The sequence below is a fragment of the Franconibacter pulveris genome (genome assembly GCF_056780215.1).
This window is the reverse complement of sequence record NZ_CM165555.1, coordinates 2,332,963-2,358,284: the sequence shown is the minus strand read 5'-3', so window position 1 is coordinate 2,358,284 and position 25,322 is coordinate 2,332,963. Positions and strand designations below refer to the sequence as shown.

19 protein-coding genes are annotated in these 25,322 nt (G+C 59.9%); 11 read left to right on the top strand and 8 right to left on the bottom strand.

Annotation, left to right across the window (positions count from 1 at the left end; all coding sequences use genetic code 11):
* From ACU4F7_RS11165 to ACU4F7_RS11155, 3 genes are read right to left on the bottom strand one after another with little or no spacing between them, the layout of a single operon-like run.
* A complete protein-coding gene (locus ACU4F7_RS11165) occupies positions 1 to 1,527 on the bottom strand; it encodes a sugar ABC transporter ATP-binding protein (RefSeq protein WP_029593020.1) in 1,527 nt (508 codons plus the stop codon).
* Positions 1,527 to 2,138: a DUF2291 family protein gene (locus ACU4F7_RS11160; protein WP_481636903.1), complete on the bottom strand. Its 612-nt coding sequence runs from the start codon at positions 2,136 to 2,138 to the stop codon at positions 1,527 to 1,529. The genes ACU4F7_RS11165 and ACU4F7_RS11160 overlap by 1 nt, the downstream gene beginning before the upstream one ends.
* An 11-nt stretch (positions 2,139 to 2,149) precedes the next feature.
* A complete protein-coding gene (locus ACU4F7_RS11155) occupies positions 2,150 to 3,088 on the bottom strand; it encodes a D-ribose ABC transporter substrate-binding protein (protein WP_029593018.1) in 939 nt (312 codons plus the stop codon).
* A 643-nt stretch (positions 3,089 to 3,731) separates the two neighbouring features.
* Between ACU4F7_RS11155 and bcsO the strand changes: the two genes are divergently transcribed.
* From bcsO to ACU4F7_RS11120, 7 genes are read left to right on the top strand one after another with little or no spacing between them, the layout of a single operon-like run.
* Positions 3,732 to 4,310: a cellulose biosynthesis protein BcsO gene (gene bcsO, locus ACU4F7_RS11150; RefSeq protein WP_481636902.1), complete on the top strand. Its 579-nt coding sequence runs from the start codon at positions 3,732 to 3,734 to the stop codon at positions 4,308 to 4,310.
* Positions 4,301 to 5,101 carry a cellulose biosynthesis protein BcsQ gene (gene bcsQ / locus ACU4F7_RS11145; protein ID WP_481636901.1) on the top strand — a complete coding sequence of 267 codons (801 nt, stop codon included), beginning with the start codon at positions 4,301 to 4,303 and terminating at the stop codon, positions 5,099 to 5,101. The genes bcsO and bcsQ overlap by 10 nt, the downstream gene beginning before the upstream one ends.
* A 16-nt stretch (positions 5,102 to 5,117) precedes the next feature.
* On the top strand, positions 5,118 to 7,211 hold the full coding sequence (gene bcsA / locus ACU4F7_RS11140) for a UDP-forming cellulose synthase catalytic subunit (protein ID WP_029593015.1): 2,094 nt from the start codon (positions 5,118 to 5,120) through the stop codon (positions 7,209 to 7,211).
* Positions 7,208 to 9,643 carry a cellulose biosynthesis cyclic di-GMP-binding regulatory protein BcsB gene (gene bcsB / locus ACU4F7_RS11135; protein WP_481636900.1) on the top strand — a complete coding sequence of 812 codons (2,436 nt, stop codon included), beginning with the start codon at positions 7,208 to 7,210 and terminating at the stop codon, positions 9,641 to 9,643. The genes bcsA and bcsB overlap by 4 nt, the downstream gene beginning before the upstream one ends.
* Positions 9,640 to 13,713, top strand: coding sequence for a cellulose biosynthesis protein BcsC (locus tag ACU4F7_RS11130; RefSeq protein WP_481636899.1), 4,074 nt, complete (start codon positions 9,640 to 9,642; stop codon positions 13,711 to 13,713). Before bcsB ends, ACU4F7_RS11130 begins: the two co-directional genes overlap by 4 nt.
* Before the next feature lie 2 nt (positions 13,714 to 13,715).
* Entirely contained in the window at positions 13,716 to 14,195 is a 480-nt protein-coding gene (gene bcsD, locus ACU4F7_RS11125; protein ID WP_481636898.1) for a cellulose biosynthesis protein BcsD, read from the top strand.
* A gap of 8 nt (positions 14,196 to 14,203) precedes the next feature.
* Positions 14,204 to 15,199: a family 8 glycosyl hydrolase gene (locus ACU4F7_RS11120; protein ID WP_481636897.1), complete on the top strand. Its 996-nt coding sequence runs from the start codon at positions 14,204 to 14,206 to the stop codon at positions 15,197 to 15,199.
* Between the two features lie 37 nt (positions 15,200 to 15,236).
* Here ACU4F7_RS11120 and ACU4F7_RS11115 read toward each other — a convergent pair whose 3' ends face one another.
* The 3 genes from ACU4F7_RS11115 to ACU4F7_RS11105 form a co-directional block, all read right to left on the bottom strand.
* The gene (locus ACU4F7_RS11115; RefSeq protein ID WP_481638682.1) at positions 15,237 to 16,241 is read right to left on the bottom strand and encodes an alpha/beta fold hydrolase; all 1,005 of its coding nucleotides are present in this window, start codon (positions 16,239 to 16,241) and stop codon (positions 15,237 to 15,239) included.
* A 103-nt stretch (positions 16,242 to 16,344) separates the two neighbouring features.
* Complete coding sequence (locus ACU4F7_RS11110) at positions 16,345 to 16,926, bottom strand: flavin reductase family protein (protein WP_481638681.1); 582 nt, start codon at positions 16,924 to 16,926, stop codon at positions 16,345 to 16,347.
* A 74-nt stretch (positions 16,927 to 17,000) separates the two neighbouring features.
* A complete protein-coding gene (locus ACU4F7_RS11105; RefSeq protein WP_481638680.1) occupies positions 17,001 to 17,492 on the bottom strand; it encodes a DUF2938 domain-containing protein in 492 nt (163 codons plus the stop codon).
* Positions 17,493 to 17,565: 73 nt separating this feature from the next.
* Here ACU4F7_RS11105 and ACU4F7_RS11100 point away from each other — a divergent pair, with 73 nt between their 5' ends.
* Positions 17,566 to 17,955 (top strand): helix-turn-helix domain-containing protein, encoded by a 390-nt coding sequence (locus ACU4F7_RS11100; RefSeq protein ID WP_481638679.1) that lies wholly within the window; start codon positions 17,566 to 17,568, stop codon positions 17,953 to 17,955.
* Between the two features lie 52 nt (positions 17,956 to 18,007).
* On the opposite strand, the gene ACU4F7_RS11095 is transcribed toward ACU4F7_RS11100, so the two are convergent.
* A complete protein-coding gene (locus ACU4F7_RS11095; RefSeq protein WP_481638678.1) occupies positions 18,008 to 19,396 on the bottom strand; it encodes a heavy metal sensor histidine kinase in 1,389 nt (462 codons plus the stop codon).
* A 1-nt stretch (position 19,397) separates the two neighbouring features.
* Complete coding sequence (gene hprR, locus ACU4F7_RS11090; protein WP_481638677.1) at positions 19,398 to 20,069, bottom strand: response regulator transcription factor HprR; 672 nt, start codon at positions 20,067 to 20,069, stop codon at positions 19,398 to 19,400.
* 135 nt (positions 20,070 to 20,204) lie between these two features.
* Here hprR and uraH point away from each other — a divergent pair, with 135 nt between their 5' ends.
* From uraH to treY, 3 genes are all read left to right on the top strand, one after another.
* A complete protein-coding gene (gene uraH / locus ACU4F7_RS11085; protein ID WP_481638676.1) occupies positions 20,205 to 20,621 on the top strand; it encodes a hydroxyisourate hydrolase in 417 nt (138 codons plus the stop codon).
* A gap of 327 nt (positions 20,622 to 20,948) precedes the next feature.
* On the top strand, positions 20,949 to 22,733 hold the full coding sequence (gene treZ, locus ACU4F7_RS11080) for a malto-oligosyltrehalose trehalohydrolase (RefSeq protein WP_481638675.1): 1,785 nt from the start codon (positions 20,949 to 20,951) through the stop codon (positions 22,731 to 22,733).
* Positions 22,730 to 25,261: a malto-oligosyltrehalose synthase gene (gene treY / locus ACU4F7_RS11075; RefSeq protein ID WP_481638674.1), complete on the top strand. Its 2,532-nt coding sequence runs from the start codon at positions 22,730 to 22,732 to the stop codon at positions 25,259 to 25,261. Before treZ ends, treY begins: the two co-directional genes overlap by 4 nt.
* Positions 25,262 to 25,322: the final 61 nt, after the last annotated feature.

The window sequence follows — 25,322 nt, the reverse complement described above, 5'->3', positions numbered from 1 at the left end:
TCAGAACCCCTGTGCGCTTGCCGTAACCAGCGCCGACTCTTCGGCCTGTTCACGCGTAATATCAGCCGTCAGTTTGCCGCCGGACATCACGAGGATCCGGTCTGAAACCGCCATAATTTCTTTTAAATCCGAGGTGGAGAAGACCACCGCGATACCCTGTTCGGAGAGCGTAACCATCATGCGGAAGACGTCCGCTTTCGCGCCTACGTCAATGCCGCGGGTCGGTTCGTCCAGAAACAGCACTTTGGGATTGGTCAGTAGCGAGCGGCCAATCACCACTTTTTGCTGATTGCCGCCGCTCAGCGCCTGAATCTCCACCTCCGGCGACGAGACTTTTATCGACAGGTTGCCGATAGTCGTCGCCACCACCGCGTCCTCTTCTTTACGGGCTATGGCGAAACCGCGTTGCAGGCGTCGCCAGAGGCTGGCGATAGTCAGATTGCTGGCGACGGACGAGACGGGGAAAATGCCGGTGCGTTTGCGATCTTCCGGCACCAGGCTCATCCCCATGCGGATGCGCTCGGCGGGGATCAGCCGTTGCGGCACCGGTTTGCTGTCGAGCCAGATTTTGCCAAGATAGTTACGTTCAGTGCCGAGCAGGCATTCGAACAGTTCGGTGCGCCCGGCGCCCATGAGCCCATAGATGCCGACAATTTCTCCGGCGTGGATGTTAAAGCTGACATCATTCACCACATTCACGCCTGCGGCGTTAACGCAGGTGATGTGTTCCGCCTCCAGCACCGGCGCGCCAAAGGTGCGGCCTGGGGCAAGGAAAGTCGAGACCGGGTCGCTGCCGAGCATCTCCCGTACGATCCAGGGCACGTCGATATCGGCAACCTTCGCCTCGGCCTGAAATTTGCCGTCGCGCAGAATGGTTATCACATCGCCAATCGCCATCAGCTCTTCGAGCCGGTGAGAGATATAGATAATGGACACGCCCTGGCGCGTGAGCTCGCGGATCACGCGAAAGAGAATATCGACCTCCGTTTTGCTGAGCGCGGAGGTCGGCTCGTCAAGGATGAGAATGTCGGCGTTCTCCGCCAGCGCTTTGGCAATCTCCACCAGCTGTTGCTGGCCCACTTTGAGGTTGCCGACCGGCTCGCGAGGCGAGATGGGCTGATCGAGTCGTTTCAGAAGCGCTGCGGTGCGCTTTTCCTGTTCCGCTTCGTTGATGGGCGCCACGCCGTGCTGGAGCTCGCGGCCAAGAAAAATATTCTCAGCCACGCTCAGGTTCTCAAACAGATTCAGTTCCTGGTGCACCATGCCGATGCCGTGCCGGGCGGCGTCACGCGTGCTGCTGAAATGCACCGGTTCGCCGTTGAGGTGAATTTCGCCAAGGCTCGGCTGCTGGACGCCCGCCAGGATTTTCATCAGCGTGGACTTGCCTGCGCCATTCTCGCCGATAATGACATTGACCTTGCCGCGCCAGACATTGTAGTCGACGTTGTCGAGCGCAACGGTGCCCGGGAACAGCATCGAGATCCCGCGGGCGCGCAAGATAATCTCATCCTGCCGTGGGTCGCTCATTATTGCGCCTCCTGTTTGAGATCGAGCGCCGCCGCGTCCACCATCTGGCCATCTTTCAGCGTGAGGGCGGCAAGCAACGTCACCGGTTTGCCCGTCCAGCTTGCATCGACCGGCGGCAAGTGTTTCACCGCTTCGCGGTTACAGGCGCGGGAAAGCTGGGCGAACTGCACCTGGTTGGTAAAATCTTCAAACTTAAAGCCGGCGGCGTCGCGAATGGCGTTGCCGCGCATCACCGGCCCAGCCTGCACGGTGAGCGGCTGGCCGTTGACGTTAAGCACCAGCTTTTTCTCGCGGGCGCTGCTGTCATCCACCTGTTCCACCTTGCCGCTCAGGCGCACAAACACGCTTTCGCTTTTGCCCGGCGGCTGGGTTTTCAGCTGCGAGGCGAGGGTAGCGGCGTCCAGCGCATGGCTCTGCGCCGCTTTTTGTACTTTCTCGTTCCAGGTTTGTTGCGCGATCTGCTGTGGCGTCTGATTCTCATAGCTCACTTTGGCGTTTGGATCGGCGGGAATGATAGGTTTGCCATTCTCGTCCAGATCCACCACCCGGCAGGCCGTAAGCAACAGGGTGGCGCAACACGCTATGCCGACACCCCATTGTTTTAAGCGCATAACGCCTCCGCTTATTTGCTCAGGTTGAAGACTTTCAGCTTGCTTGCATTGGAATCGTCAATCAGTACGCAGTCCATAAGCTGTTTTTCTTCTTTTTGCGCTTTGCCGTTTTTCAGGTAGTAATCCGCCTGCTCAACCGCCATCTGCGCCTGCTGCCAGCCAGGCTGAAGCACGGTGGCCTTGATGTTGCCTTTATTGATGATGGAATCGCGCACGTAATCGCTGCCGTCAAACCCCACCACGATGACGTTGGTTTTACCCGCCGCCTTGAGCGCCGCTTCAGCGCCGAGCGCCATGGTGTCGTTTCCGGAAATCACGCCCGCGATATCGGGATTGGTTTGCAAAATCGCCTCCATCCGGTTGAACGCCTCGGTCTGACTCCAGTTGGCGGTTTGTTGCGCCACCATCTGCATATCCGAGTAGTCGTCCAGCACGTCGTGGTAGCCCTGCGAGCGCACATGGGCGTTGGTGTCGGACTGGCGGCCAAGCAGCTCCACATATTTGCCTTTGCCGTTAAGTAATTTTGCGAACTTCTCCGCACCGAGTTGCGCGCCCTGATAGTTGTTGGAGACGATCTGCGCCACGGCCACGCCGGTTTTGTTGATTTCACGGTCAATAAGGAAGGCCGGAACGCCCGCCGCTTTCGCTTTTTCCAGCGGCCCGACGGTTGCGTCAGCCCCGGCGTTGTCGAGGATTATCGCCTTCGCTTGTCGGGCAATAGCGGTCTCTATCAGCTGGTTTTGTTTGTTTACGTCATCATCGTGAGAGGCCACCAGCGTGGTATAACCCAGCTCTTTGGCTTTCGCGGCGGCGCCATCGGCTTCAGCTTTGAAGAAAGGGTTATCGTGAGACGGGGTAATAATGGCTATCAGCCCGCTATCCGCATAAAGGGGCGAAGAAAGGGCGATTAATGAAGCAAGCAGGGCGGTTTTGCAGAGGGTCGGTCGCATTTTTTGTTCCTCATTGAATATATATTCAACACCGATTTATTATTCAATATAACCATAAGTCGCCCTGTTTTCTCTGTCTACGCCTTCACCGAGGGAAATTCTGAAAAAGAGAAAATGATCACGATCTGCGCGAGTACGCCATTATGCGCATGAAAGCAGAGCGCATGGCGTCATTACGCGTCAGCAAGGAATTGCGCCTGCCCCCCCAAATCCTGGCGGTTGAAGGAATTAAAAGGCGACATAAGTGAAACAGAATGGCATTGTTCTTATTTATTCGCTCAACAACAAAAAAGCGTTACATTTAGATGCTTAACATTAAGCAGTGAGAAAAAAAGCACAGCGCGGTATGATCAAAATAACACTGCGTGACAGATAAAATAGTGATGCTTAAAATCATTACAGCCTGAGTAAAATTATTTTGTGGAATAATCCCACTTAGGGTTCAGTAGCCGGGCGGTCTGACGTTCCGGCACAGGGGATGTTTCGTTAGGCTCGCGGACTCATCTGGCGCAGCCTGCTCCCGAATCTCACCGCACACCGTAGGATAAAACATTAAAACAAGAACAGAATGATTCCTTTTTTAGATTTATTTTCATTAACTTACCTTAATTATCAGCGCCATGTGAAAGCGGGTGATCTATAGATGACGCATTATGATGATTTGCAGCGTTTTAAGGATAAAACGCAAACGCAGTCTGTCGCTTTTAAAGATATGTCTGCCCAGCGCCATGCGCATGAGCAGGGAAACTGGGCGATTCTGAATCAGCTTGCGCCAGTTGAAGAGAACGCGGCGCTTTCCGGGGCGGGCCACGTTTCCCGCAGCGTCGAGGCGGTTTCGCCGGGCGCGTTTAATGCCGCCCAGCCAGCCGCTTCGCCTTCACAAGCGTTGCCCGCTGCAGCGACCGCGCCCGCTTTGCTGCGCGACGTCGCGCAGCAATTGCCTGCTACGGCGCCGACCGTTTCTGCGCAGCCTGAACCCGAACCGGTCGCGGCAATCGTCAGCGAACCCGCTTTCGCGCCAGACGCGAACGCCCTCAGCACGCCTGCGCCCGTCGCGGTGGAGAAACCCGCCGCGATCGCCGTCGCGCAGGCCGCGCCTAAACCCTCTGACCCCGTCAATTACGCTCAGCTGTTCGCGCCTAAAGCACCGGAAGCGCCGCGCAGTGAGGATAAAAACCAGCCCCTGCAGGGTTTGTTTGAAAGGATTGCTTCATGCCGTTAATTTGTGTCTGTTCACCGAAAGGCGGGGTGGGCAAAACCACGCTGACCGCCAATCTTGCCTATGCGCTCTCCCGCGCCGGCAGTAAAGTGCTGGCCATCGACTTCGACGTACAGAATGCGCTGCGTCTGCATTTCGGCGTACCGCTGTCCGATACGCGCGGCTTTGTCGCGAAAGCCACTGAAAGTGCCGACTGGAGCCCATTTGTGCTGACGACTGGCGGCAATCTTTTCGTCTTACCCTATGGCGAGGCGACGGAGTCGCAGCGTGTGGCCTTTGATGAACGTCTGACGCAGGATGAACATTTTCTTACCCGCGGATTGAGCACGCTGCTTAATTATCCCGGTCTGGTAATTATCGCCGATTTTCCGCCAGGCCCGTCGCCTGCGCTGAAAGCCATCTCCCGGTTGGCCGACCTGCACCTGATCCCGCTGATGGCGGATACCGCTTCGCTTTCCCTGCTGCCGTATATTGAAAATCACCGACTCACGGGCGACGAGCTCAATCACAAAGCGGGGCACTATTTCGTGGTTAACCAGAGCGATAACCGTCGCCAGATTAGCCGCGACGTTACCGGCTTTATGGAACAACGCCTCGGCGACCGCCTGCTTGGCGTTATCCATCGCGACGAAAGCGTGGTTGAAGCCAACGCTTCCCAGCAATCGATCTTCGACTTCAGTCCGGTCTCCGCCGCCGCCTTCGACATTGAGCTTATCAGTAAAAAAATCGCAGGCATTCTGGGTGTGAACGTGGGCGACGGGGTGGTGCATAACGACCTCCGTTCGGGTTTCTGATTCCGTCGGGACAACTATGAAAAAATTTTTGTTAATCGTGCTGGCGCTGGCGCTGCTGCCGGTTGCGGCTTTAGTCATCATCACGCCGATGGACAGCCAGAAGCAGTATATTTTCGGCCTGTTGAGCATCGGCATTCTGTTCCTGATGGGGCTAAGTAAAAATCGCACCGTTTCTGTGATTATGGTCGTCATGTCGGTGCTGATGTCTACGCGTTACATGTATTTTCGCACCACGCAAACGCTGCATTTTAACTCTGAAATCGAGGCTATTCTCGGCATCGGGCTGTTCATGGCGGAAGTGTACGTCTGGATAATGCTGTTGCTGAGCTATTTACAGACCACGTTCCCGCTCAAGCGCACCATCGTTCCGCTGCCGGATGACACCTCGCTCTGGCCTACGGTGGATGTCTATATTCCCACCTATAACGAATCCCTGGATGTGGTGAGGGACACGGTGCTGGCGGCGCAGTGCATTGACTATCCGCGCGACAAAGTAAAAATTTATATTCTGGATGATGGCAAGCGCCGCGAGTTCGCCGCTTTCGCCACCGATGTCGGCGTGGGATATATCACCCGTAATGATAATTCGCACGCCAAGGCGGGGAACCTCAACCACGCCATGAAGATAACCCAGGGCGAGCTGATTTGCGTGTTTGACTGCGACCACGTCGCCACCCGCATTTTCCTGCAGGCCACCGTCGGCGCGTTTTTGCAGGATCCGAAGCTCGCGCTTATCCAGACGCCGCACTATTTCTATTCCCCGGACCCGTTTGAGCGCAACCTGTCGGTAGGGCGAAATATTCCCAACGAGGGGATGCTGTTTTACGGCCCGATTCAGCAGGGCAACGATAACTGGAACGCCACCTTTTTCTGCGGCTCCTGCGCCGTTATTCGCCGAAGCGCGCTGGAAGAGATTGGCGGTTTCGCGGTAGAAACCGTGACGGAAGACGCCCATACGGCGCTGAAAATGCAGCGTCGCGGCTGGAACTCGGCGTTTCTGGATATTCCTTTGGCCGCAGGGCTTGCCACCGAGCGTCTGGTTCTGCATGTGATCCAGCGTACCCGCTGGGCGCGCGGCATGACGCAGATTTTTCGTATGGATAACCCGCTGTTCGGACGCGGGCTGACGCTACAGCAACGCCTCTGTTACCTGAGCGCCATGCTTTATTACCAGTTTGCGTTGCCGCGCATCGCTTTTGTCACGGCGCCGCTGGCTTATCTGCTGTTTAACCTCAACATCATTCACTCCTCGGCGAGCCTGATTTTCGCCTACGCGCTGCCGCATCTGTTCCTGGCGATTTACGTGAACTCGCGCCTTAACGGCCGCTACCGTTACAGCTTCTGGGGCGAAATTTACGACCTGGTGCTGGCGTTCCATATCGCGCTGCCGACCGCCGTGACGATGCTCTTCCCGAAACGCGGCAAGTTCAACGTCACCGATAAAGGCGCGCTGCTCGATGTCGGCTATTTTGATTTCCGCGTGGTGCGCCCGCACCTGATTGTCGCCATTCTGCTGGCCGCAGGGGTGGTCGCCGGGATTGTGCGCGCCTGCGCGCATGACTATTTCGGCGTCGACCCGTGGGTTATCGCCCTGAACGTGGGCTGGGGCATTTACTGCCTCATCTTCCTGCTGGGGGCGATTGCCGTTGCCAGAGAGACGCGCCAGGTGCGTAAAACCATTCGTATCGACGTAGAAATTCCGGTGTTGCTCCATTACGCCAGCGGCATCGTTTCGCGCACCACGACGCAGGATCTCTCCATGGGCGGTTGCCGCATCGCCGCCCCGGACGACCGTCACCTGAAGGATGAAATAGAAGAAGTGGAGCTCTTGTTACAGTCCGAAGCCATCACGATTCCGGTGCAAACCGTGACGGCGGATGAAAATACCATCCGCCTGATGTTTGAAGAGATGCCGCTGGCGCGTCGTCGCGAGCTGGTTCGCGTGGTGCTGGCGCGCGCCGATGCGTGGGTCAACCCGCCGAAACCGCAGGACAACCCGTTCCGTTCGCTGTTGACCATTCTGCGCAGCGTGTTTGAACTCTTCTGGCTTAGCTGGACGCAGCGCCGTAAAAACCGCCGCCTGGCGGAGCAGGAGAATCGCGCAGCATGAAACGACTAACGCTTGCGATCCTCATCGGCTCCCTGTTTGTCGCGCCGCTGCGCGGCGAGGAGCCTGCAACCTCCGGCGCGGCGCTGCCTTTTGACCTGCCGGCGCCGACGCCAGACGCGGCGGCGGCAGAAGCGACACCGCCCGCGCCGGACGCCGGGCAGACGACCGAGCCGCCGTCCGCTACGCCGGAAGCGGTGCCCGACACCGCGCCGCAAACGATGCCGGAGATGGGCGGCGCGCCAGATGCCGCCGACGTGTCAGCCACCTCCACGGCGGGCGCGTTTGTGCCCTCGACCGTTTCCAGCATTACCGTGGCGCAGATGGGACAGCCGCAGGGCGTTTCGCTGAGCGGCGGGCAATTACAGGGTGGAGTAACCTTCACGCTGCCCACCGATCAGGTAATCACTAACGCGCAGCTGGCGCTTAACCTGCGCGTTTCGCCCGCGATGGCGGCCCGAAACGCCACGATGCAGCTGATGCTGAACGGCCAGCCGCTCGGCACCGTGCCGCTTGGCGCGGCGCAGACGGATGTCTCGCGCTTCCAGCTCGACGTGCCGGCGGCGCTGATGGTGTCGAACAACAACATCAGCTTTAAAATTATCGACGGCGACGCGCAGCTCTGCCAGCGGGATCTCACCGACAAATACCGCGTGACCATCCTGCCGGATTCGCGTTTCGACCTGGAAGGCCAGCAGCTCAATATCGGCGCCGATTTAAGTCATCTGCCGCGGCCTTTCTTCGACGATATGCAGATGACGCCCGCCTCGATTGAGTTCGCCTTTCCAGCGAAGCTCTCCACCGACAGCCTCAGCGCCGGGGCGCTGGTCGCCTCCTGGTTTGGCATTCAGGCGGACTACCGCGGCATTAACTTTAATGCGCTGCATGACCGGCTGCCTGAGAAAAACGGCATTCTGATAGGCCATCCCGGCGAGCAGATTGGCGGCCTCAGCCTGCCGCAGGCGGACAAGCCGACGTTGCAGATTATCGATAACCCGGCGAACCCGGTTTATAAGCTGCTGTTGATTGTCGGCAAAGATGAAACCGCGCTGCGCAGCGCCGCATGGCGAGTGACGCGCGGCGGTTTCAACCCGCAAAGCGCAAGTGACGTTGTCACGCCTGGCGCCATCCCGGCGAGCCAGCCTTATGATGCGCCGCGCTGGATAACCACCGACCGCCCGGTAAAGCTCTCCGAACTTATCCGTAAAGATCAAAGCCTGACCACCACCGGCATCTGGCATGAGCCGCTGCGCGTGGCGTTTCGCGCCGCGCCCGATCTCTTTCTGTGGGATGGCGACACTATTCCGCTGCGCATCAACTACCGTTTCCCTTCGGAGTCCTGGATTGATGAAGATAACTCGTTTTTGAGCATGACGCTCAACAACACCTTTTTGCATAACCTGCCGGTCAACAAACAGGGAATTCTGGAGCAGCTGTGGCATCGTCTGGGCGGCGACGCGCGCCAGGAGCAGTACAACATGCCGCTGGAGCCGTACATGATTTACGGCGACAACCAGCTACAGCTCTATTTCAACATCAAGCCGAAAGAGAGCGCGCCGTGCAGCGTACTGCTTAACAACAACATCAAGAGCATGATTGACGACAGCTCGACGATAGATTTGAGCCATACGCGCCACTTTGCGCTGTTGCCGAACCTTTCCTATTTCGTCGGCGCCTCGTTCCCGTTCTCCCGTCTGGCGGACTATTCCCAGACCGTACTGCTGTTGCCGGAAAACCCGTCGGAAACACAAATAGCGACCTTGCTTGATCTCGCGGCGCGCTCCGGCAACGCCACCGGCACGTCGCTCAACCATAACCGCGTCGTGTTGGGCGTGCCGGCAGGCGGGGCGGATTTGGACGCGCTGCGCCATCGCGATGTGTTGGTGGTTAGCGGTCTGGAGCAGGCTGCCTTCAACCGCACCGTGCTGAACGGTTCGCCGTTTGAGACGCAGGCGCAAAGCTTCGGCGTGCGCACGCCGACGACCTGGCAGAAGGCGCAGCGCTGGCTGCTGGGCGACTGGAACGCCGACGGCCTTGAGGCCGACCGCTATTTCTCTTCCAACGAAGCCTGGCGCGGTTTCGTCAGCTTCCGTTCGCCCTGGAACGAAGATCGCCTGGTGGTGATGGCCATCGGCAGCAATGACGACCAGCTTTCACGGCTGCACAGCGACCTGGCATCGGCGCGCATTAATGCCGCCATTCGCGGCGACGCCGCGATTATCACTAATGAAAACGGAGTACGCAGTTTTCGCGTCGGCCCGCAGTTCCCGAGCGGCCAGATGCCGCCCCATATGATGATAGTCTGGTACGCCAACCAGCACTCCGGGCTGCTGGCCGCGCTGGGGCTGGGCTTCGCGATTGTGGCAGGGCTTGTGTTGACCGCCATCATGAAACGGCGCGCAAGAAAACGCCTGTATCTGGATAATAAAAAATGAAAGCGCAGACAAAATTGACACTCAAGAAAGGCCGCCGCATATCGACATTGTGCCTGACCGGGGCTATCGCACTCAGTGCCTCTTTCGCCACGCAGGCCGCGCCCGCCAACGACGCCGCGCTGAAGGCGCTCTTTGACCAGGCGAATTACTGGCATGACAAATCCAACGATCAGCTGGCGATGAGCTCGCTGCAAAAAGTGCTGATGGTGGACCCGGGCAACACACAAGCACTCTACCTGATGGCGCTCTGGTCGCAGCAGAGCGGCGATTTGAAAGCCTCCGCCAGCTGGCGCGCCCGCCTGGCGCAGGTTTCACCGGGCGATGCGAAACTTCAGTCGCTGGATAACGCCAAACAGCTAACGCAGGTGCCGCAGGGGCAACTTAACCTTGCCCGTCAGCAGGCGCGCAGCGGCAACGTGCCCGGCGCGCTCGCTACCTGGCGCAGCCTGTTTAACGGCGCTACGCCGCCCGCAAGCCTCGCCCCTGAATATTATCTGACGATGGCGGGCGACAAGGCGCTCTACCCGCAGGCGATAAGCGAGCTTCGCAGCTTCGTGGCGCAAAACCCGCAGGATAACGGCGCCCGCGTGGCGCTGGGCAAGGCGCTGACCTGGCGTGAGGAGACGCGTCGCGAAGGCATTGAGATGCTGGAGCCGATGGCCGCCAGCAATAAAGAGGCGGACAGCGGCCTGCGTCAGGCGCTGCTCTGGCTCGGCCCGGCTTCCGGGGATGAGCATTACTACGAAACCTGGCTGCAGCGCCATCCGCAGGATAGCGAGGTTCAGGCTTATTACCGCAAAAATATCGGCGGCGCGGCGAAAGGCGAAGGCTACACCTCACTTAACAGCGGCAATCTGGAAAACGCCCGCCGTCAGTTTGAACAGGTGTTACAGACCAACCCGGAAGATGCCGACGCGCTCGCGGGCATGGGGTATATCGCGCAGCGCAGCGGCGATTATCAGGCGGCGGCGCAGTACCTTAATCGTGCCGCCGCGCTGGGCGGTGACGCCTCCGCCGAACGCAAAGCGCAGGCGGAAGACGCTTCCTTTTACAGCCAGTTGGCCCAGGCGCAGCAGGCGCTGAAAGCGGGCAACGTCAGCCAGGCGCTGGCGATCTCCGCGCCGCTGGCGCAGGCGAGCGGCGAACGCGGCGCGGCGGCGAAGCTTTTCCGCGCCGACGTGCTGCGCCATAACAAAGATTACGCGCAGGCCGAGCAGACGCTGCGCTCGGTGCTGAACGACCAGCCGGATAACGCGTCGGCGCGGGAAAATCTCTACTACGTCCTGCGCGAGCAGAATAAAACCGCGGAGGCGCAGGCTGTGCTGAGCACATTGCCAGCCAGCCTGCAGTCCCGTTTGCAGCCGCGGACGGTCGCAGGACTCCCGGGCGACCCGATCCGCCGTCAGGCGCAGCAGGCGGCGGCAAACGGCAATACGGCGCAGGCGATCTCTCTTTTGCGTGACGGTGTCACGCGCTTGCCGAACGACCCGTGGCTGCGTCTCGATCTGGCTCGTCTGTTGCAAAAAAGCGGCAACGAGAGCGAAGCGTCCGCGGTGATGGCTCCGGCGTTTCGGACCGGGGCGAGCAACAGCGAGCTTTATTCCGCCGCGCTCTTCTCCAGCGAGAACGGCGGCTGGCAGCAGGCGCAGCAGTTGCTTTCCCGCATTCCGTCCGGCAGCCAGAACCGTGAGGTGCGCGAACTGGCGCAGCGGGTGAATTACAACCTGCAAATGACCACCGCCGAGCGCTATCTGGCGCAGGGCAACAGCATCGCCGCCGCCAATACCTTAAAAGCGCTGGCCGCCACGCCGCCGCAAAGCCCGGCGGACGCCGGCAAGCTTGCGCGTCTGCTGGCGCAAAGCGGCGATTTAACGGGCGCGGTCGCGGTGGTGCGCAACAACCAGCGGCTGGGAATCAAAGGCAATGCGGGCGATTACGCCGACCAGGTGGCGGTGCTCAACCAGGCGGGACTGACCAGCGAGGCGCAGACGCTGCTAGCGAACCCTGAAGTACAGGCGAGCAGCACGCCGACGCAGCTCGCGGGTTTACGCAACGGCTATGTGATTAACGACGCTGACCGTTTACGTGAGCAGGGTAACTACGCCGCCGCCTACGACAAGCTTATCCATGCGCTGCAAAACGATCCGCAGAACACCGACCTGATGTTCGCCATGGGCCGCCTCTATCAGAGCGGTAAAATGAACAAGGAAGCGGGTGTCGTTTATGACTACCTGATGACCCGCGACACGCCGGACCAGGCGGCGCGGGCAGGCGCTATCGACGTGGCGCTGGCGCAGGACGACGTAAACAAAGCGCGCTCGCTCGCCGCAGGCCTGAGAAACGACAATTCGCCGGAGAGATTATTGCTGCTGGCGCGTCTTGAAGAGGCGCAGGGCAATCATCAGCAGGCGATGACCTATCTGCGCAGCGCGCGCGGCAGGCTGCTTGGCCTGCAGGAAGGCAGCGGCGGCACCCCGGTTGTGGGCGGCCTGCTGGCCTCCGACAACCCGTTTTTGAAAAACAGCCGCGGCGCGGAACGCACGGCCTCGCCGTCGCTGTATGGCCGCGCCATGCCGTGGCAGGTCGCGCCGACCACCGTCGATCCGGCCGGCTCGCTGCCAGGCACCTACCGCACTGATATGCCGGTGGATACAGCGCAAAACCGCACGCTGCGCCAGATTGACGAGATGATGCAGACGCTCGACGACCAGACTGGCGCCTGGCTGCAGGGCGGCGTGCAGGTGCGCGGGCGCGACGGCGAGTCGGGCCTCAGCAAGCTTACCGAGGCGAAGGCGCCGCTCACCTGGTCCAGTTCGCCGTTTGGCGAGTCGCGCTTTGAGTTTACCGCCACGCCCGTCACCCTTAGCGCAGGCAGCGCGGGGGGCGACGCCTGGCGTCGTTATGGCTCGAACCCGCTCTCGAACGGCGTAACAAGCCTGGCGACGACGATTGTCAGCCAGCAGAACGCCATCAAAACCGCAACGGCTACCATGACTGACGAACAGCGGGCAGCGTATTTCGCGGCGAACCCGGGGGCCTCGGAAATCGCCGCGCTTGATCTGACGGATGTCAATCTGAACGACTATAACCCCACCGGCGCAGCGGGTCTGGAAAACCTGGCCGCTTTTGCTGAAGGGTTGAGCCAGGACGCCAGAAATTACCTGATTGCCTCCGGCGTGAAGCCAAACGTCAACGATCCGGGCGATGTCTCCACCGATTCGCAGCGCGCCGACGGCGTGGAACTCAACATGGCGCTGAGCGGCAAGGATTATAAGCTCGACATCGGCACCACGCCGCTCGGCCAGGATCTGAGCACGCTGGTCGGCGGGGTGAAATGGTCGCCGAAACTCACCGACTATCTGACGCTTATCCTCACCGGCGAGCGCCGCGCGCTCACCGACAGCCTGCTTTCTTATGTCGGGCTGAAAGACAGCTATTCCGGCAAAACCTGGGGCCGCGTGACCAAAAACGGCGGCAGCGTGATGCTGAGCTATGACGACGGCGACGCGGGCTTCTATGTGAGCGGCGGCGGCTACAGTTATCTGGGCGAAAACGTCGCCAGCAACACCAGCATGAACGCCAGCGCGGGGGTCTATCTGCGTCCTTACCACGACGATTACCGCGAGCTGAAAACCGGCCTGAATACCTCGTGGATGGACTACTCAAAAAACCTGAGCCATTTCACTTTCGGTCAGGGCGGCTATTTCAGCCCGCAGAATTACGTCAGCGTCTCGTTGCCGGTGGATTACACGCAGAAATTCGACAGCTGGAAGCTGAGCCTCGGCGGTTCGGTGGGCTATCAGTCCTACACCCAGGACGGCAGCGACTACTTCCCGACAAAGTCTGACTGGCAGTCGACGCTGGAAGATTTCGCACAGGCAGGCTTTACCAAAGAGGCGCATTATAAGAGCAGCTCGGAAAACGGCATCGGCTATACCTTCCGTGCGGCAGCGGATTATAACGTCAATAAACAGATGACCATTGGCGGCCAGGTAGGCTATGACACCTTTGGCGATTACAACGAAAGCACGGCAGGGCTTTACTTCCGTTATATGTTAGGGAACCACTGATTATGGCACTCGATACGAGCAACTCCGTCCTGATGGCTTATTTTCAGCAGCAGCAAACGCCGCCAGGCTGGTTTGATTTGCTGACCATCATGGTAGACGGCATGGTCACCAACGTGGGGGAAACGGAAAGCCAGCCTTTTCTGAAGCAGATGGGCGAAACCATGGCGGATCGTTTTCCGCTGCCCGTTTCGCAAACGGTGGGCGAACTGGAGACGGCGATGAATGCGAAGCTCGCCGCTTTCGGCTGGGGCGTGGTGGATATCGCCGCGAACGACGACGGCATGCTGCTGCGCCACCAGGCGCTGCCGGTTTACCGCGACGCCGCCGGGCAAACCCGCTGGTGCAACGCCCTGTGCGCCATACTGGAAGGGCTTTACGGCCGCTGGCTCTATGCCCAGGGCGGCGAGGCGAAACTGGTGGTCAAACGCCATCGTCACTTTTCCGTTTCGGACGTGCAGTTCCGTTATTTCAATCCACAGTGAGAACGCTCATGGTTAAACAGCTTTTCGCAGGGGCGGTGGTTATCGCCAGCCTGCTTTCCGCTCCGTTGGTCCACGCTTCCGTCGCCTGGGAGAGCTACAAAAGCCGCTTTCTGATGGCGGATGGCCGGGTGGTGGATACCGGCAACAAAAACGTATCCCATACCGAGGGGCAGGGATACGCCATGCTGATGGCGGTGGCGAATGACGATCGCGCAAGTTTTGACAGCATGTGGCGGTGGACAGAAAAAACGTTAAAAGACAAAAAAACCGGTCTGTTTTACTGGCGCTACAACCCGGTCGCGCCCGACCCGGTGGCAGATAAGAACAACGCCTCCGACGGCGACGTGTTGATCGCCTGGGCGCTGCTGAAGGCGGACCAGCGCTGGCATGACCCGCGCTACAGCGCCGCTTCCGACGCCATCGCTAAAGCCATCATCGAGCATAACGTTGAAAACTTCGCCGGTTACGACGTGATGATGCCGGGGGCCAGCGGCTTTAATCACAACAGCTCCATGGTCCTTAACCCGTCCTATTTTATCTTTCCGGCATGGCAGGCGTTTTCCGACCGCAGCCACCTGGTTGTCTGGCGCAACCTGATCCGGGACGGTGAGAAACTGCTGGCGAAAATGGGCTGGGGCGAGTCCCGGCTGCCGACCGACTGGGTCGCGCTTGCCGCCGACGGCTCGGTGTCGCCAGCGAAAGAGTGGGCGCCGCGCTCAAGTTACGACGCGATTCGCATTCCGCTGTATGTCAGCTGGTATAACCCGCAAAGCCCGCTGCTCACGCCGTGGCGCGCCTGGTGGCAGAAGTTCGACCGCAATCAGACGCCCGCCTGGGTGAACGTAACGACCAATGAGCGCGCGCCTTACAACATGCAGGGCGGCCTGCTGGCGGTGCGGGATTTAGCCACCGGCCAGCCTCAGGGCGAGCCGCAAATCACCGACCAGGATGATTACTACTCCGCCAGCCTGAAAATGCTGGTCTGGCTGGCGCAGCAGCGCTGATTCGCCGTGACTAAAAAGGGGCCATCCGGCCCCTTTGTTATTTCAGCGCGCTTAACCCTTCAAGCAACGCGTTATGGAACCGCACCGGGTCCTGAATTTGCGGCGCGTGGCCCATATCGTCAAACTCCACCAGCGTGGCGTGCGGAATGCGCTTCGCCGTCTCTTTGCCTAACACCGCGTAATTGCCCAGCGTTTTCTGCACGTCCGGCGGCGCGGCGTCTTTGCCGATGGCGGTATTGTCTTTTGTGCCGATGAGCAACAGCGTCGGCATCTTCAGGTTGCCAAACTCATAAACCACCGGCTGGGTGTAGATCATGTCGTAGAGCAGCGCGGAGTTCCACGCCACCTGCTTTTTCCCGTCGCCGTTGTTCAGCCCGGCGAGCATGGTGACCCAGCGGTCATATTCCGGTTTCCACTGCCCGGCGTAATAGGTTTTTTGCTCGTAGTTGCGGATGCTCCGGGCGCTGGTTTTCAGCTCTCGCTGATACCACTGGTCGACGCTCAGATAAGGCACGCCTTTGCTTTTCCAGTCCTCAAGACCAATCGGGTTGACCATCACCAGCTGTTCCACCTGGTCCGGATAAAGCAGGGCGTAGCGGGTGGCGAGCATGCCGCCGGTGGAGTGGCCAATCAGCGTGATTTTATCAACGCCGAGCTTTTCGATGAGCGCATGCGTATTGGCAGCAAGCTGCTGAAAGCTGTACTGATAATGTTGCGGCTTGGTGGATTTGCAAAAACCTATCTGATCCGGCGCAATCACGCGATAACCCGCGCGGCTCAGCGCCCGGATGGTCTCTTCCCAGGTGCCGGCGCAGAAGTTTTTGCCATGCATCAGCACCACCGTGCGGCCGTTGGCTTTTGCTGGCCGGACATCAATATAGGCCATCTCCAGCGGCTGGTTTTGCGAGGTAAAGGTAAAACGCGCCGCGGGCCATGCATAATCAAAACCTTCCAGCTGCGGGCCATAGTTGGGTTCGGCGGCGAGCGAGGAAAACGAGAGCGCCAGCAGCGAGGCGGCGCAGGTCAGACGGCGTACAGACATAACGGTCTCCTGAGGTGAAAGCAGTCAACGTCAAACTGTAGAGCAACGCGCCGGGCATGGAGGTAAAAGCGTGTAAAGCGGGCAGGTTTGCCCGCAGAAAGGTTCAGGAATCGATGTTCAGATTCAGCGATTCGCCGGTGGCGTAAAACTGTCCGCCTGCGACGTAATGCAGGCTGCGCAACGACGCGGGCGCCTGCTCAAACCGCCAGTGGCCGTCCTGAAAGACGCGGCTGTCAGCCCAGGCGGCGGTCACTTCACCGATAAACAGATCGTACTGCTGCTGGTTGTGCGGTTCCGGGATGAGCCGGCACGCCAGCCACGCGGCGCACCCCGCCACCAGCGGCGCGTCGACGTCGGGCAGGGAGAAAAGCTCAACGCCTGCGCGCTGAAGCTTGTCCGGCTCTTGCGCCAGCGTATGCGTGCCAAGATAGTGGGTGAGCGCAATCTGGGCCGCCGTCGGTACCTGAATCACAAACACGCCGCTCTGTTCGATGAGCGACCGCGTTTTCGCGATTTTATCGATTACGACCGTCAGTTTTGGCGGCTGAAAATCGAGCCCGCAGACCCAGGCGGCGGACATCACGTTCGCAACGCCGTTCGCGCGGGCGGAAACCAGCGCCGTCGGCCCGTGGTTAATTAAGCGGTACGCCTTTTCTAAAGGCACGCGGGTAACATACTCGTTCATCTTATCCTCATCGTCTGAACTGAACCCGCCTATCATGGCGTGAAAGGCGCCGCCGGGGAATGGCGAGAAGAGCTTTAGCGTAAAAGCAGGTTGATGCTCGCCGCGCTGATAAACAACCCCACGCCATAGGCGCTGTGGGCCAGAAAGCTGAACAGGCGGGCGCGGGCGGGAAAGGGCGTTTTCGCCGCCGCGATGCCGAAACCGAACGCGGGTTGCAGGATAAAAAACGGCGCGCTGAGGCTGATTACACCGCTGAACCAGGCGGTGACGAAATCTGGCGTAACCAGCCAATTTTTGCCCGCCAGCAGAGAAGGGATAGCGGCGAATGCGATACCGATGAGGTAGTGCGCCGCCCAGCCTGTGGGCTTTTCGCCCCGGGCCGCTGGAGTCCGGGCGATGGTGCGGTGGCGAAACCGGCCTTTGCGCATCCATAACAGCCAGCGGCCAACCAGCGCGTAATCCAGCGAATGAATGCCAAAAACGATTCTGAGCGTTAGCGCCCAGAGATCCATTATCGCCGTCGCGCCAGCGCCCGCCAGCAGCGTGCGCAGTAAAAAGTCGTACATGGATAGTCTCCTTAAAGGGAAAGGTGTAAGGTTGCCGCACAGTCTGCAACTTCAAGCCAGCTTTAAGTCAACCATGAAAATACTGGATATTGGCGAGGTGGCGCGCCTCGCGGGCGTCGCGCCTTCGGCGCTGCGTCACTATGAACAGAAAGGATTGATCCGCGCTATCGGCCGCAACGGTCTGCGGCGGCAATACAAAGAAGAGGTATTGGACCGGCTGCGGTTTATCGCGCTTGGTCGCGCAGCGGGCTTTACGCTGGATAATATCGCCGCCATGTTTACCGCGCAGGGAAATATCGCGCCAGACCGCGCCGCCCTTGCCGCGAAGGCGCAGGAGCTGGATGAGGTGATTGAACAGCTTCAGCGAACCCGCGACGGGTTGCGCCACATGGCGAACTGCCCGGCGCAGACGCATATGGCCTGCCCGGAATTTCAGAAGATCCTGCACAGGGGCGCGTTCTGAGGCAGGTCCCTCGTTGCCATTAAGCGCGGGGGATGCATCAGCCCGCAATATGTTACGTTGTCACTTCTGTCTGCGCTTCGGTGTCAGCCGCAGGCAGAGAAAGGGTAAAGGTATTCCAGCCCTGCCGGTGATGAAACGCGATTTCCCCGCCGTGCAGTTTGACAATAGCCTGCGAGATGGCGAGTCCCAGCCCGGCGCCTGGCGTCTGGCGCGCGTTATCGGCCCGCCAGAAACGGCGGAACAGTTGTTCCGGTTCGGTTATCGGCTCGCCGGGGTTCGCCACGCTGAGCGTCGCCGTTGCACCCGTGCTGCGGGCAGTAATGTTGATTTGCCCATTATCCGCCGTGTGGCGCAGCGCATTGGTCAGCAAATTGGTTAAGGTTCGCTGGAGCAGAAGCCGGTCGGCGCAGAGTTCGCCCTGCGCGTCAATCTCTACGCGGATATGCTTCTCCTCGGCCAGCGGCTCCAGGAAATCGACCGTTGACTGGATAAACGCCTGCGCGTCAAGCCGCTGTTTATCCAGCGCCACGTTGCGGTGGTCGGCCCGGGAGAGAAACAGGATGTTTTCAATAAGCCGGGTCATCTGCTCCAGCTCTTCGATATTGCCCGCCAGCAGCGCCTCATACTCCTGAGCGCTGCGCGGGCGCTGGAGCATCACCTGGTTTTGTCCCAGCAGAATATTGACCGGCGTGCGCAGCTCGTGGGCGAGGTCGTCGGCGAATTGCGTAAGCCGGGTGAAATCTTCCGCCAGCCGCTGGCGCATAATGTTCAGCGAGCGCCCGAGAGGCAGTAATTCCACCGGCAGGGTATCCAGCGGCAGCGGCTCCAGCGCCTGGCTGTGGGTTTGCGCGGTCTGCTGGCTGAGCTTTTTTATCGCCCCGAGGCTTTTACGAATCAGCAGCGGGCTGATTATCACCGCCAGTGCCATCGCCGTCAGGCTGATAAAGAGGCTTTGACGCCGGTACGCTTCCAGAACCTGCTCTCGTTCGGCGGCGACGCGCGCCACCATAATGATGACCGGCCCCTGCGCGTCGCGCCCGGTCAGCGCCATGCCTGTCGCCGTCACGCCTTGCGGCGTTTGCCATGCGTGGAGCAGCGCATCCGACAGCGCGGCGCCGGGTGCCGAGGCGGCTATCGGCGGCACGCGGACGTTCGCCTGGTTGATATCCACTATGACGCTGCCGTCCGGGCGGCTGATACGCAGAATATCCTGACGCGTGTCCATCATCCGGTTGAAATAGAGCGGCAGCGAGCGCGGCTCCGCGCCATCAAGCAGCAGCTGGCGCAGCTGGGCGCCGCGGTTAAGCAGCGTCTGGTTATCGCGCCAGATCAGTTCGCCGGAAAGGGCGCGGTAGAGCGAAACGCTGACCAGCGCGCTGCAAAGCGCAACCAGCAGCGTGAAGGCGAGGGTGAGACGCAGCGTGAGCGAAGGGCGGCGCATATCAGGCGTCTCCCGTGTTCAGGCGATAGCCCATGCCGCGCACCGTTTCCACAAGCTTCAGAGGAAACGGATCGTCAATTTTTCTGCGCAGGCGGCGGATAGCGACATCCACCACGTTGGTCTCGCTGTCGAAGTTGATGCCCCAGACTTCGCTGGCAATCAGCGTGCGCGGGAGGATCTCCCCGGCGCGGCTTGCCAGAAACCAGAGCAGCGAAAACTCCTGCGGAGTCAGCGCTATCTCCTCGCCGCCGCGCTTCACCTGATGGCGCACCGCGTCAAGCTGGAGATCCGCGACCTGCAGCAGGTTCGACGCGCTGTTGTGGCGGCGCAGCTGCGCGCGAACGCGGGCCAGCAGCTCGGCGAAAGAGAAGGGTTTTATCAGGTAGTCATCCGCGCCAAGCTCCAGGCCTTTCACCCTGTCGCTCACCGCGTCGCGGGCGGTGAGGCAGAGCACCGGCGTCGCTTTGGCGGTGCGCAGCGCGCGCAACACCTGCCAGCCGTCCAGGCCCGGCAACATAATATCGAGCACGATCAGCGCATATTCTTGCTCCAGCGCCAGGTGCAGGCCGTCACGGCCATCCGCGACGGCGTCCACTACAAGACCCGCCTCCCGCAGGCCTTTCACCAGCCAGGCCTGGGTCTTTTCGTTATCTTCAATCAGTAAAATTTTCATCCGGCGATTTTGACAGAGTTACAGGCATGGGTGACAGCGCAAACTGGCAACATGACAACATTGTAATCTGCCGGTCAGCTTTTTTACGCCTGCGCCGGGCGAGGATAGCGTTCATTAACCCAGAAGGAGAACGCAATGAACATGAAAACCCTGACGGCGATGAGCGCCGCCCTGATCCTGACCGGCGCTTCGCAGGTTTATGCCGCCGAACCCGCCAACCTGCTGAGCGTCCACGTGCTGAATGAACAGACGGGTAAACCTGCCGCAGGCGTGGGCGTCACCCTTGAGCAAAAAACCGAGGGGAAATGGGTGCAGCTCAACCATGCCACGACGGATAACCAGGGACGTATTAAGGCATTATGGCCCAACAAGCCGGCGGCCAGCGGCGATTTCCGCGTCGTGTTTGAGACCGGCGCCTGGTTTGCTTCTCAGAAACAGCAAAGCTTCTTCCCGGAGATTCCGGTGATGTTCCACATTGATAACCCGCAGGAGCACTACCATATTCCGTTGCTGCTGAGCCAGTACGGCTATTCTACCTATCGCGGCAGTTAAGCTATCCCCGGCAACCGGCCCTGAAAGGCGGGGCAGGTTGCCGGAGCGCGCCTCGCTTAAACTTCCCGCGTCTCGCTGCTTTCTTTGCGCGCCCCGCCAATCCTGCATCCATGGTCTATGATTGATGTTCGTATGCTGCCTGGATCCGGACAGTCGGGCACCGCTTCAACACCACTTCTCCAGGGAACCGCTTCCTTAAAGGCAACCCAGGGGGCGACGCCCCGTTACGGCATCCGGATCGCACTACACGTTTACGCTACTGGAGCTCGGCATCCCGCACCCGCAGATGTCGTGCATTGCTCACTTTTGGGTTAAACGAGGCACTGAATGGAGTCCAGATCATTCCTTAAGAGTTGGGGGGCCGACTACGAGGCCGACGGTGTGGTGCGCTTTCGTCTGTGGGCGCCAGGCCAGGAGAGCGTCACGCTCAGGCTCGCCGGTACCGACCACACCATGCGCAAAAGCGAAGAGGGCTGGTTCGAGGCGCGGGTGACCGACGTTGAACCGGGCACGGAATACCATTATGTGCTGGCCGACGGCATGGCGGTGCCAGACCCCGCTTCCCGTGCGCAGAAGGCGGATGTCAACGGGCCATCGCTGGTCATCGACCCGGCCCGCTACGAATGGCAACACCGCCAGTGGAAAGGGCGTCCGTGGGAAGAAACGGTCGTCTATGAAATGCATATCGGCACCTTTACCCCTGAGGGAACCTTTAAGGCCGCGATGGCGAAATTGCCTTATCTGGCGGAGCTTGGGATAACCATGATTGAAGTGCTGCCGGTTTCCCAGTTCGGCGGTGAACGCGGATGGGGGTATGACGGCGTCTTGCTCTACGCGCCGCATTCCGCCTACGGCACGCCCGATGATTTTAAAGCGTTTGTCGATGCCGCCCACGGCTACGGGCTTTCCGTGGTGCTGGATATTGTGCTTAACCACTTCGGCCCGGAAGGAAACTATCTGCCGCTGCTGGCGCCGCAGTTTTTCCATGAAGAGCGGATGACCCCCTGGGGTCCCGGCATCGCCTATGACGTGGACGCCGCACGCCGCTATATCGCCGAGGCGCCGCTCTACTGGCTGAAAGAGTACTACCTGGATGGCCTGCGCTTCGACGCCATCGACCAGATTGAAGACACGTCGGAAAAGCATGTGCTGATTGAGATTGCCGAACGCATCCGCGCGGCCGCCCCCAATCGTTACATTCACCTGACCACCGAAGACAGCCGCAACGTAACCTTCCTGCATCCGCGTGAAGAAAATGGCGCGGTGCCGCTCTTTACCGGCGAATGGAACGACGATTTCCACAATGCTATTCACGTACTCGCCACTGGCGAGACGCAGGCCTACTACCAGGACTTCGCCGAAGAGCCGGAAAAGCTGGTGGCCCGCATTCTGACTGAAGGGTTTGCTTATCAGGGCGAAGTCTCTCCGCAGACGGGTAAAAAGCGCGGCGTAAAGAGCGCCGGACAGCCGCCGGTCGCCTTTGTCGACTTTATTCAGAACCACGACCAGACGGGCAATCGCGCGCAGGGGGAACGTCTGATTTCTCTCGCCGGTCCTGACCGCACCCGCGTGCTGCTGGCCACGCTGCTGTTCTCGCCGCATATCCCGCTGCTCTTTATGGGCGAGGAGTATGGCGAGACGAACCCGTTCCTCTTCTTTACCGATTTTCACGGCGAGCTCGCTAAAGCGGTGCGGGAAGGCCGCGCGAAAGAGTTTGAGGGCCACGGCGATTTTGAAGACGAAAGCGTGCCGGACCCGAACGCGCAGAGCACCTTTATGGCCTCGAAGCTCGACTGGCAGAAGCCGAATGGGGAAGGGAAAGCCTGGCTCGACTTCACCCGCCAGCTGCTGGTGCTGCGTCATCAGCATATTGTACCGCTGCTGGTCAGGGCGGGCGCTCATTCCGGCACGGTGCTGAAAACGGCGAAAGGCTTTGTGGCGGTTAGCTGGAGCTTTCCGTCAGGCACGCTCTCGCTGGCCATGAATATCGGCGAACAGCCGCAGCCGCTGCCCGAGATGCCTGGAGAGACGATTTTCGCCTGGCAGGCTTCGGCAAGCGAACTGCCGCCGAACGCGATTATTGTCCGCCTTGCTTCGGGAGACGCCGCATGATCCCAACCTCTACCTATCGTATTCAGTTTCGCAACGGCATGACGTTCGACCGCGCCGCAGCGCTTGTTCCGTATATTAAACGGCTCGGCATCAGCCATCTTTATGCTTCCCCGGTTTTCACGGCCACCTCCGGCTCCACGCATGGCTATGACGTGACCGACGCCAATGAAATCGACCCGGCTATCGGCGGCCGCGAAGGGTTTGACCGGATGGTCAATGCATTGAAGGCGGCGGGGCTGGGGCTGATTCTCGATATCGTGCCGAACCATATGGCCGCCTCGCTTGAAAACCCGTGGTGGCGCGACGTTATTGAAAACGGGCAGCAAAGCCGCTACGCCCGTTATTTTGACATTGACTGGACGCGGCGTCTGACGCTGCCGTTCCTTGGCGACACGTTTGAGGCGGTGCTGGAAAACGGCGAAATCAGCATTAAGCCCGACCGGCAAACCGGCAAACCCGCCTTCGCCTACTATGAAAGCTACTATCCGCTCACGCCCGCCAGCTGGCAGGGTCGCGAAGAGACCGTACTGAAGATGACGGATAAAGCGCAGCTCGCGGCGCTGCATGACCAACAGCCTTACCGGCTGATGTCCTGGCGCGACGCGCCGCGCGAGCTTTCCTACCGTCGCTTTTTCGAAATCACCGGGCTTGCCGGGGTGCGCGTTGAAGATAAAGCGGTGTTTGACGATTCGCATCGGCTGATTCTTGAGCTGGTGCGCTCCGGCGCGGTGGACGGTCTGCGGGTGGATCATGTGGATGGTCTGGCCGATCCGAAAGGTTATCTGGAGCTGCTGCGCCAGGAGGCGGGACCCGACTGCTACATCACGGTTGAGAAGATCCTGGGGGAGGGCGAACAGATCCCGTCCGACTGGCCTGTCTCCGGCACCACCGGCTATGAGTTTATCGCCGCGCTCTCCGACGTGCTGGTGGATGGCGATAAGCTTGGCGAACTGCGCAAGGCTTATGAAGAGGTAGTGGGCAAGCCGGTGAATATGAAAGCGGAACTGCGCGATGCGAAACTGCTGATGGCGGACCGCAATTTCGAAGGGGAATTCACCACGCTGCTGAAGCTTGCGCTCGCTATCGGACAAACCGAGAGCGTCCCGCTGGAGGAGCAACCGCTACGCGCGGCGCTGCGCGAATTGCTGGTGGCTTTCCCGGTCTACCGCACTTACGGCACGGTGAATGGTCTGCCGGCTGAAGGGCATGCGCTGTTGCAAAAAGTGGTCAACAAGGTGAAGGCGAGCGAGAACGCGCCACAGCCCGCCGCACTTGATTTCATTACCCGTATTTTCAAAGGCGAGGTGGCTGAAGCGGCGGTTAACAGCGCCGCCACGTTCCGCACCCGCTTCCAGCAGTTGACCGGCCCGCTGATGGCGAAATCGGTGGAAGATACGCTCTTCTTTCGCCAGAACATGGAGCTGGCACTGAATGAAGTGGGCGCCGAGCCGCTGCCGCGCACCTTTTCCGTTGAACGTTTCCATAAGGAGATGACAACGCGGCTGGTGCATCAGCCCGATGCGCTTTCCGGCACCTCGACCCACGACACCAAACGCGGCGAGGACGCGCGAGCGCGGCTTTACACCTTAACCGAAGCGCCGGAGCGCTGGGCCGACTGCGTCGCCCGCTGGCGGCAGATGAATCAAACCAAAGTGGTCTTCCTGAATGACGGCACGGCGCCGAAAGGGGTGGATACCTGGATGCTCTACCAGGCGCTGGCGGGCGTCTGGCCCGCAGCGCTTGCGCCTGACGATGAGGCGGGGCTGAAAGCGCTTGAAGAGCGGTTCCTGCAGTTTGTGGAAAAGGCGCTGCGGGAGGCGAAGCTGCGCACCGACTGGGTGGACAGCAATGACGCCTATGAAAACGTAGTGCTGGATTACGCCCGCCACCTGTTGTCGCCAGCGAATCAGGACTTTTTACAGGATTTCGCCCGCTCGCTGCAGCCGTTCATCAACGCCGGGCTGGTTAACAGCCTGACCCAGACGATGATCAAGCTGACCGCGCCCGGCGTACCGGATATCTACCAGGGCAGCGAAGGGCTCAATTTCAGCCTGGTCGACCCGGATAACCGGCGCGAGCCGGATTTCGCCGCGCTGACGCAATGGCTGGATGAAGAAGCCAGCGCCTCCTGGCTTAGCGAAGAGGCCTGGCTTAGCGGCGAACTGAAGCAACATGTCATCGCCAGAGCGCTGCGCTTGCGGCAACAGAAACCCGCGCTGTTTCGTCGTGGCGACTATCTGCCGCTTTCAGCGACGGGCAAGCGCGCGGAAAACGTTATCGCTTTTGCACGCGCAAGAGAGAACGACGCGCTGATTGTCATCGCGCCGCGGCTGGTGCTGGGCGTGCTGCAAGGCCGCCTTGCCGCGCCGCATGCGGAGCTGTGGGCGGATACTGAAATCGCTTTGCCCGCTACGCTCGCGAACCGCCGTTATCACGACATCCTCAGCGGAAAAGAGGTGGTTGTAACTGACCGGATAGATGTGCAAACCCTCAACGGTTACGCTTCTGCCATACTTATAACTGTCTAACTTTATTGCTTTTAAAAATGTCATGTATCGCTGCTGTATATGAAAGCTCTGCACATCCATG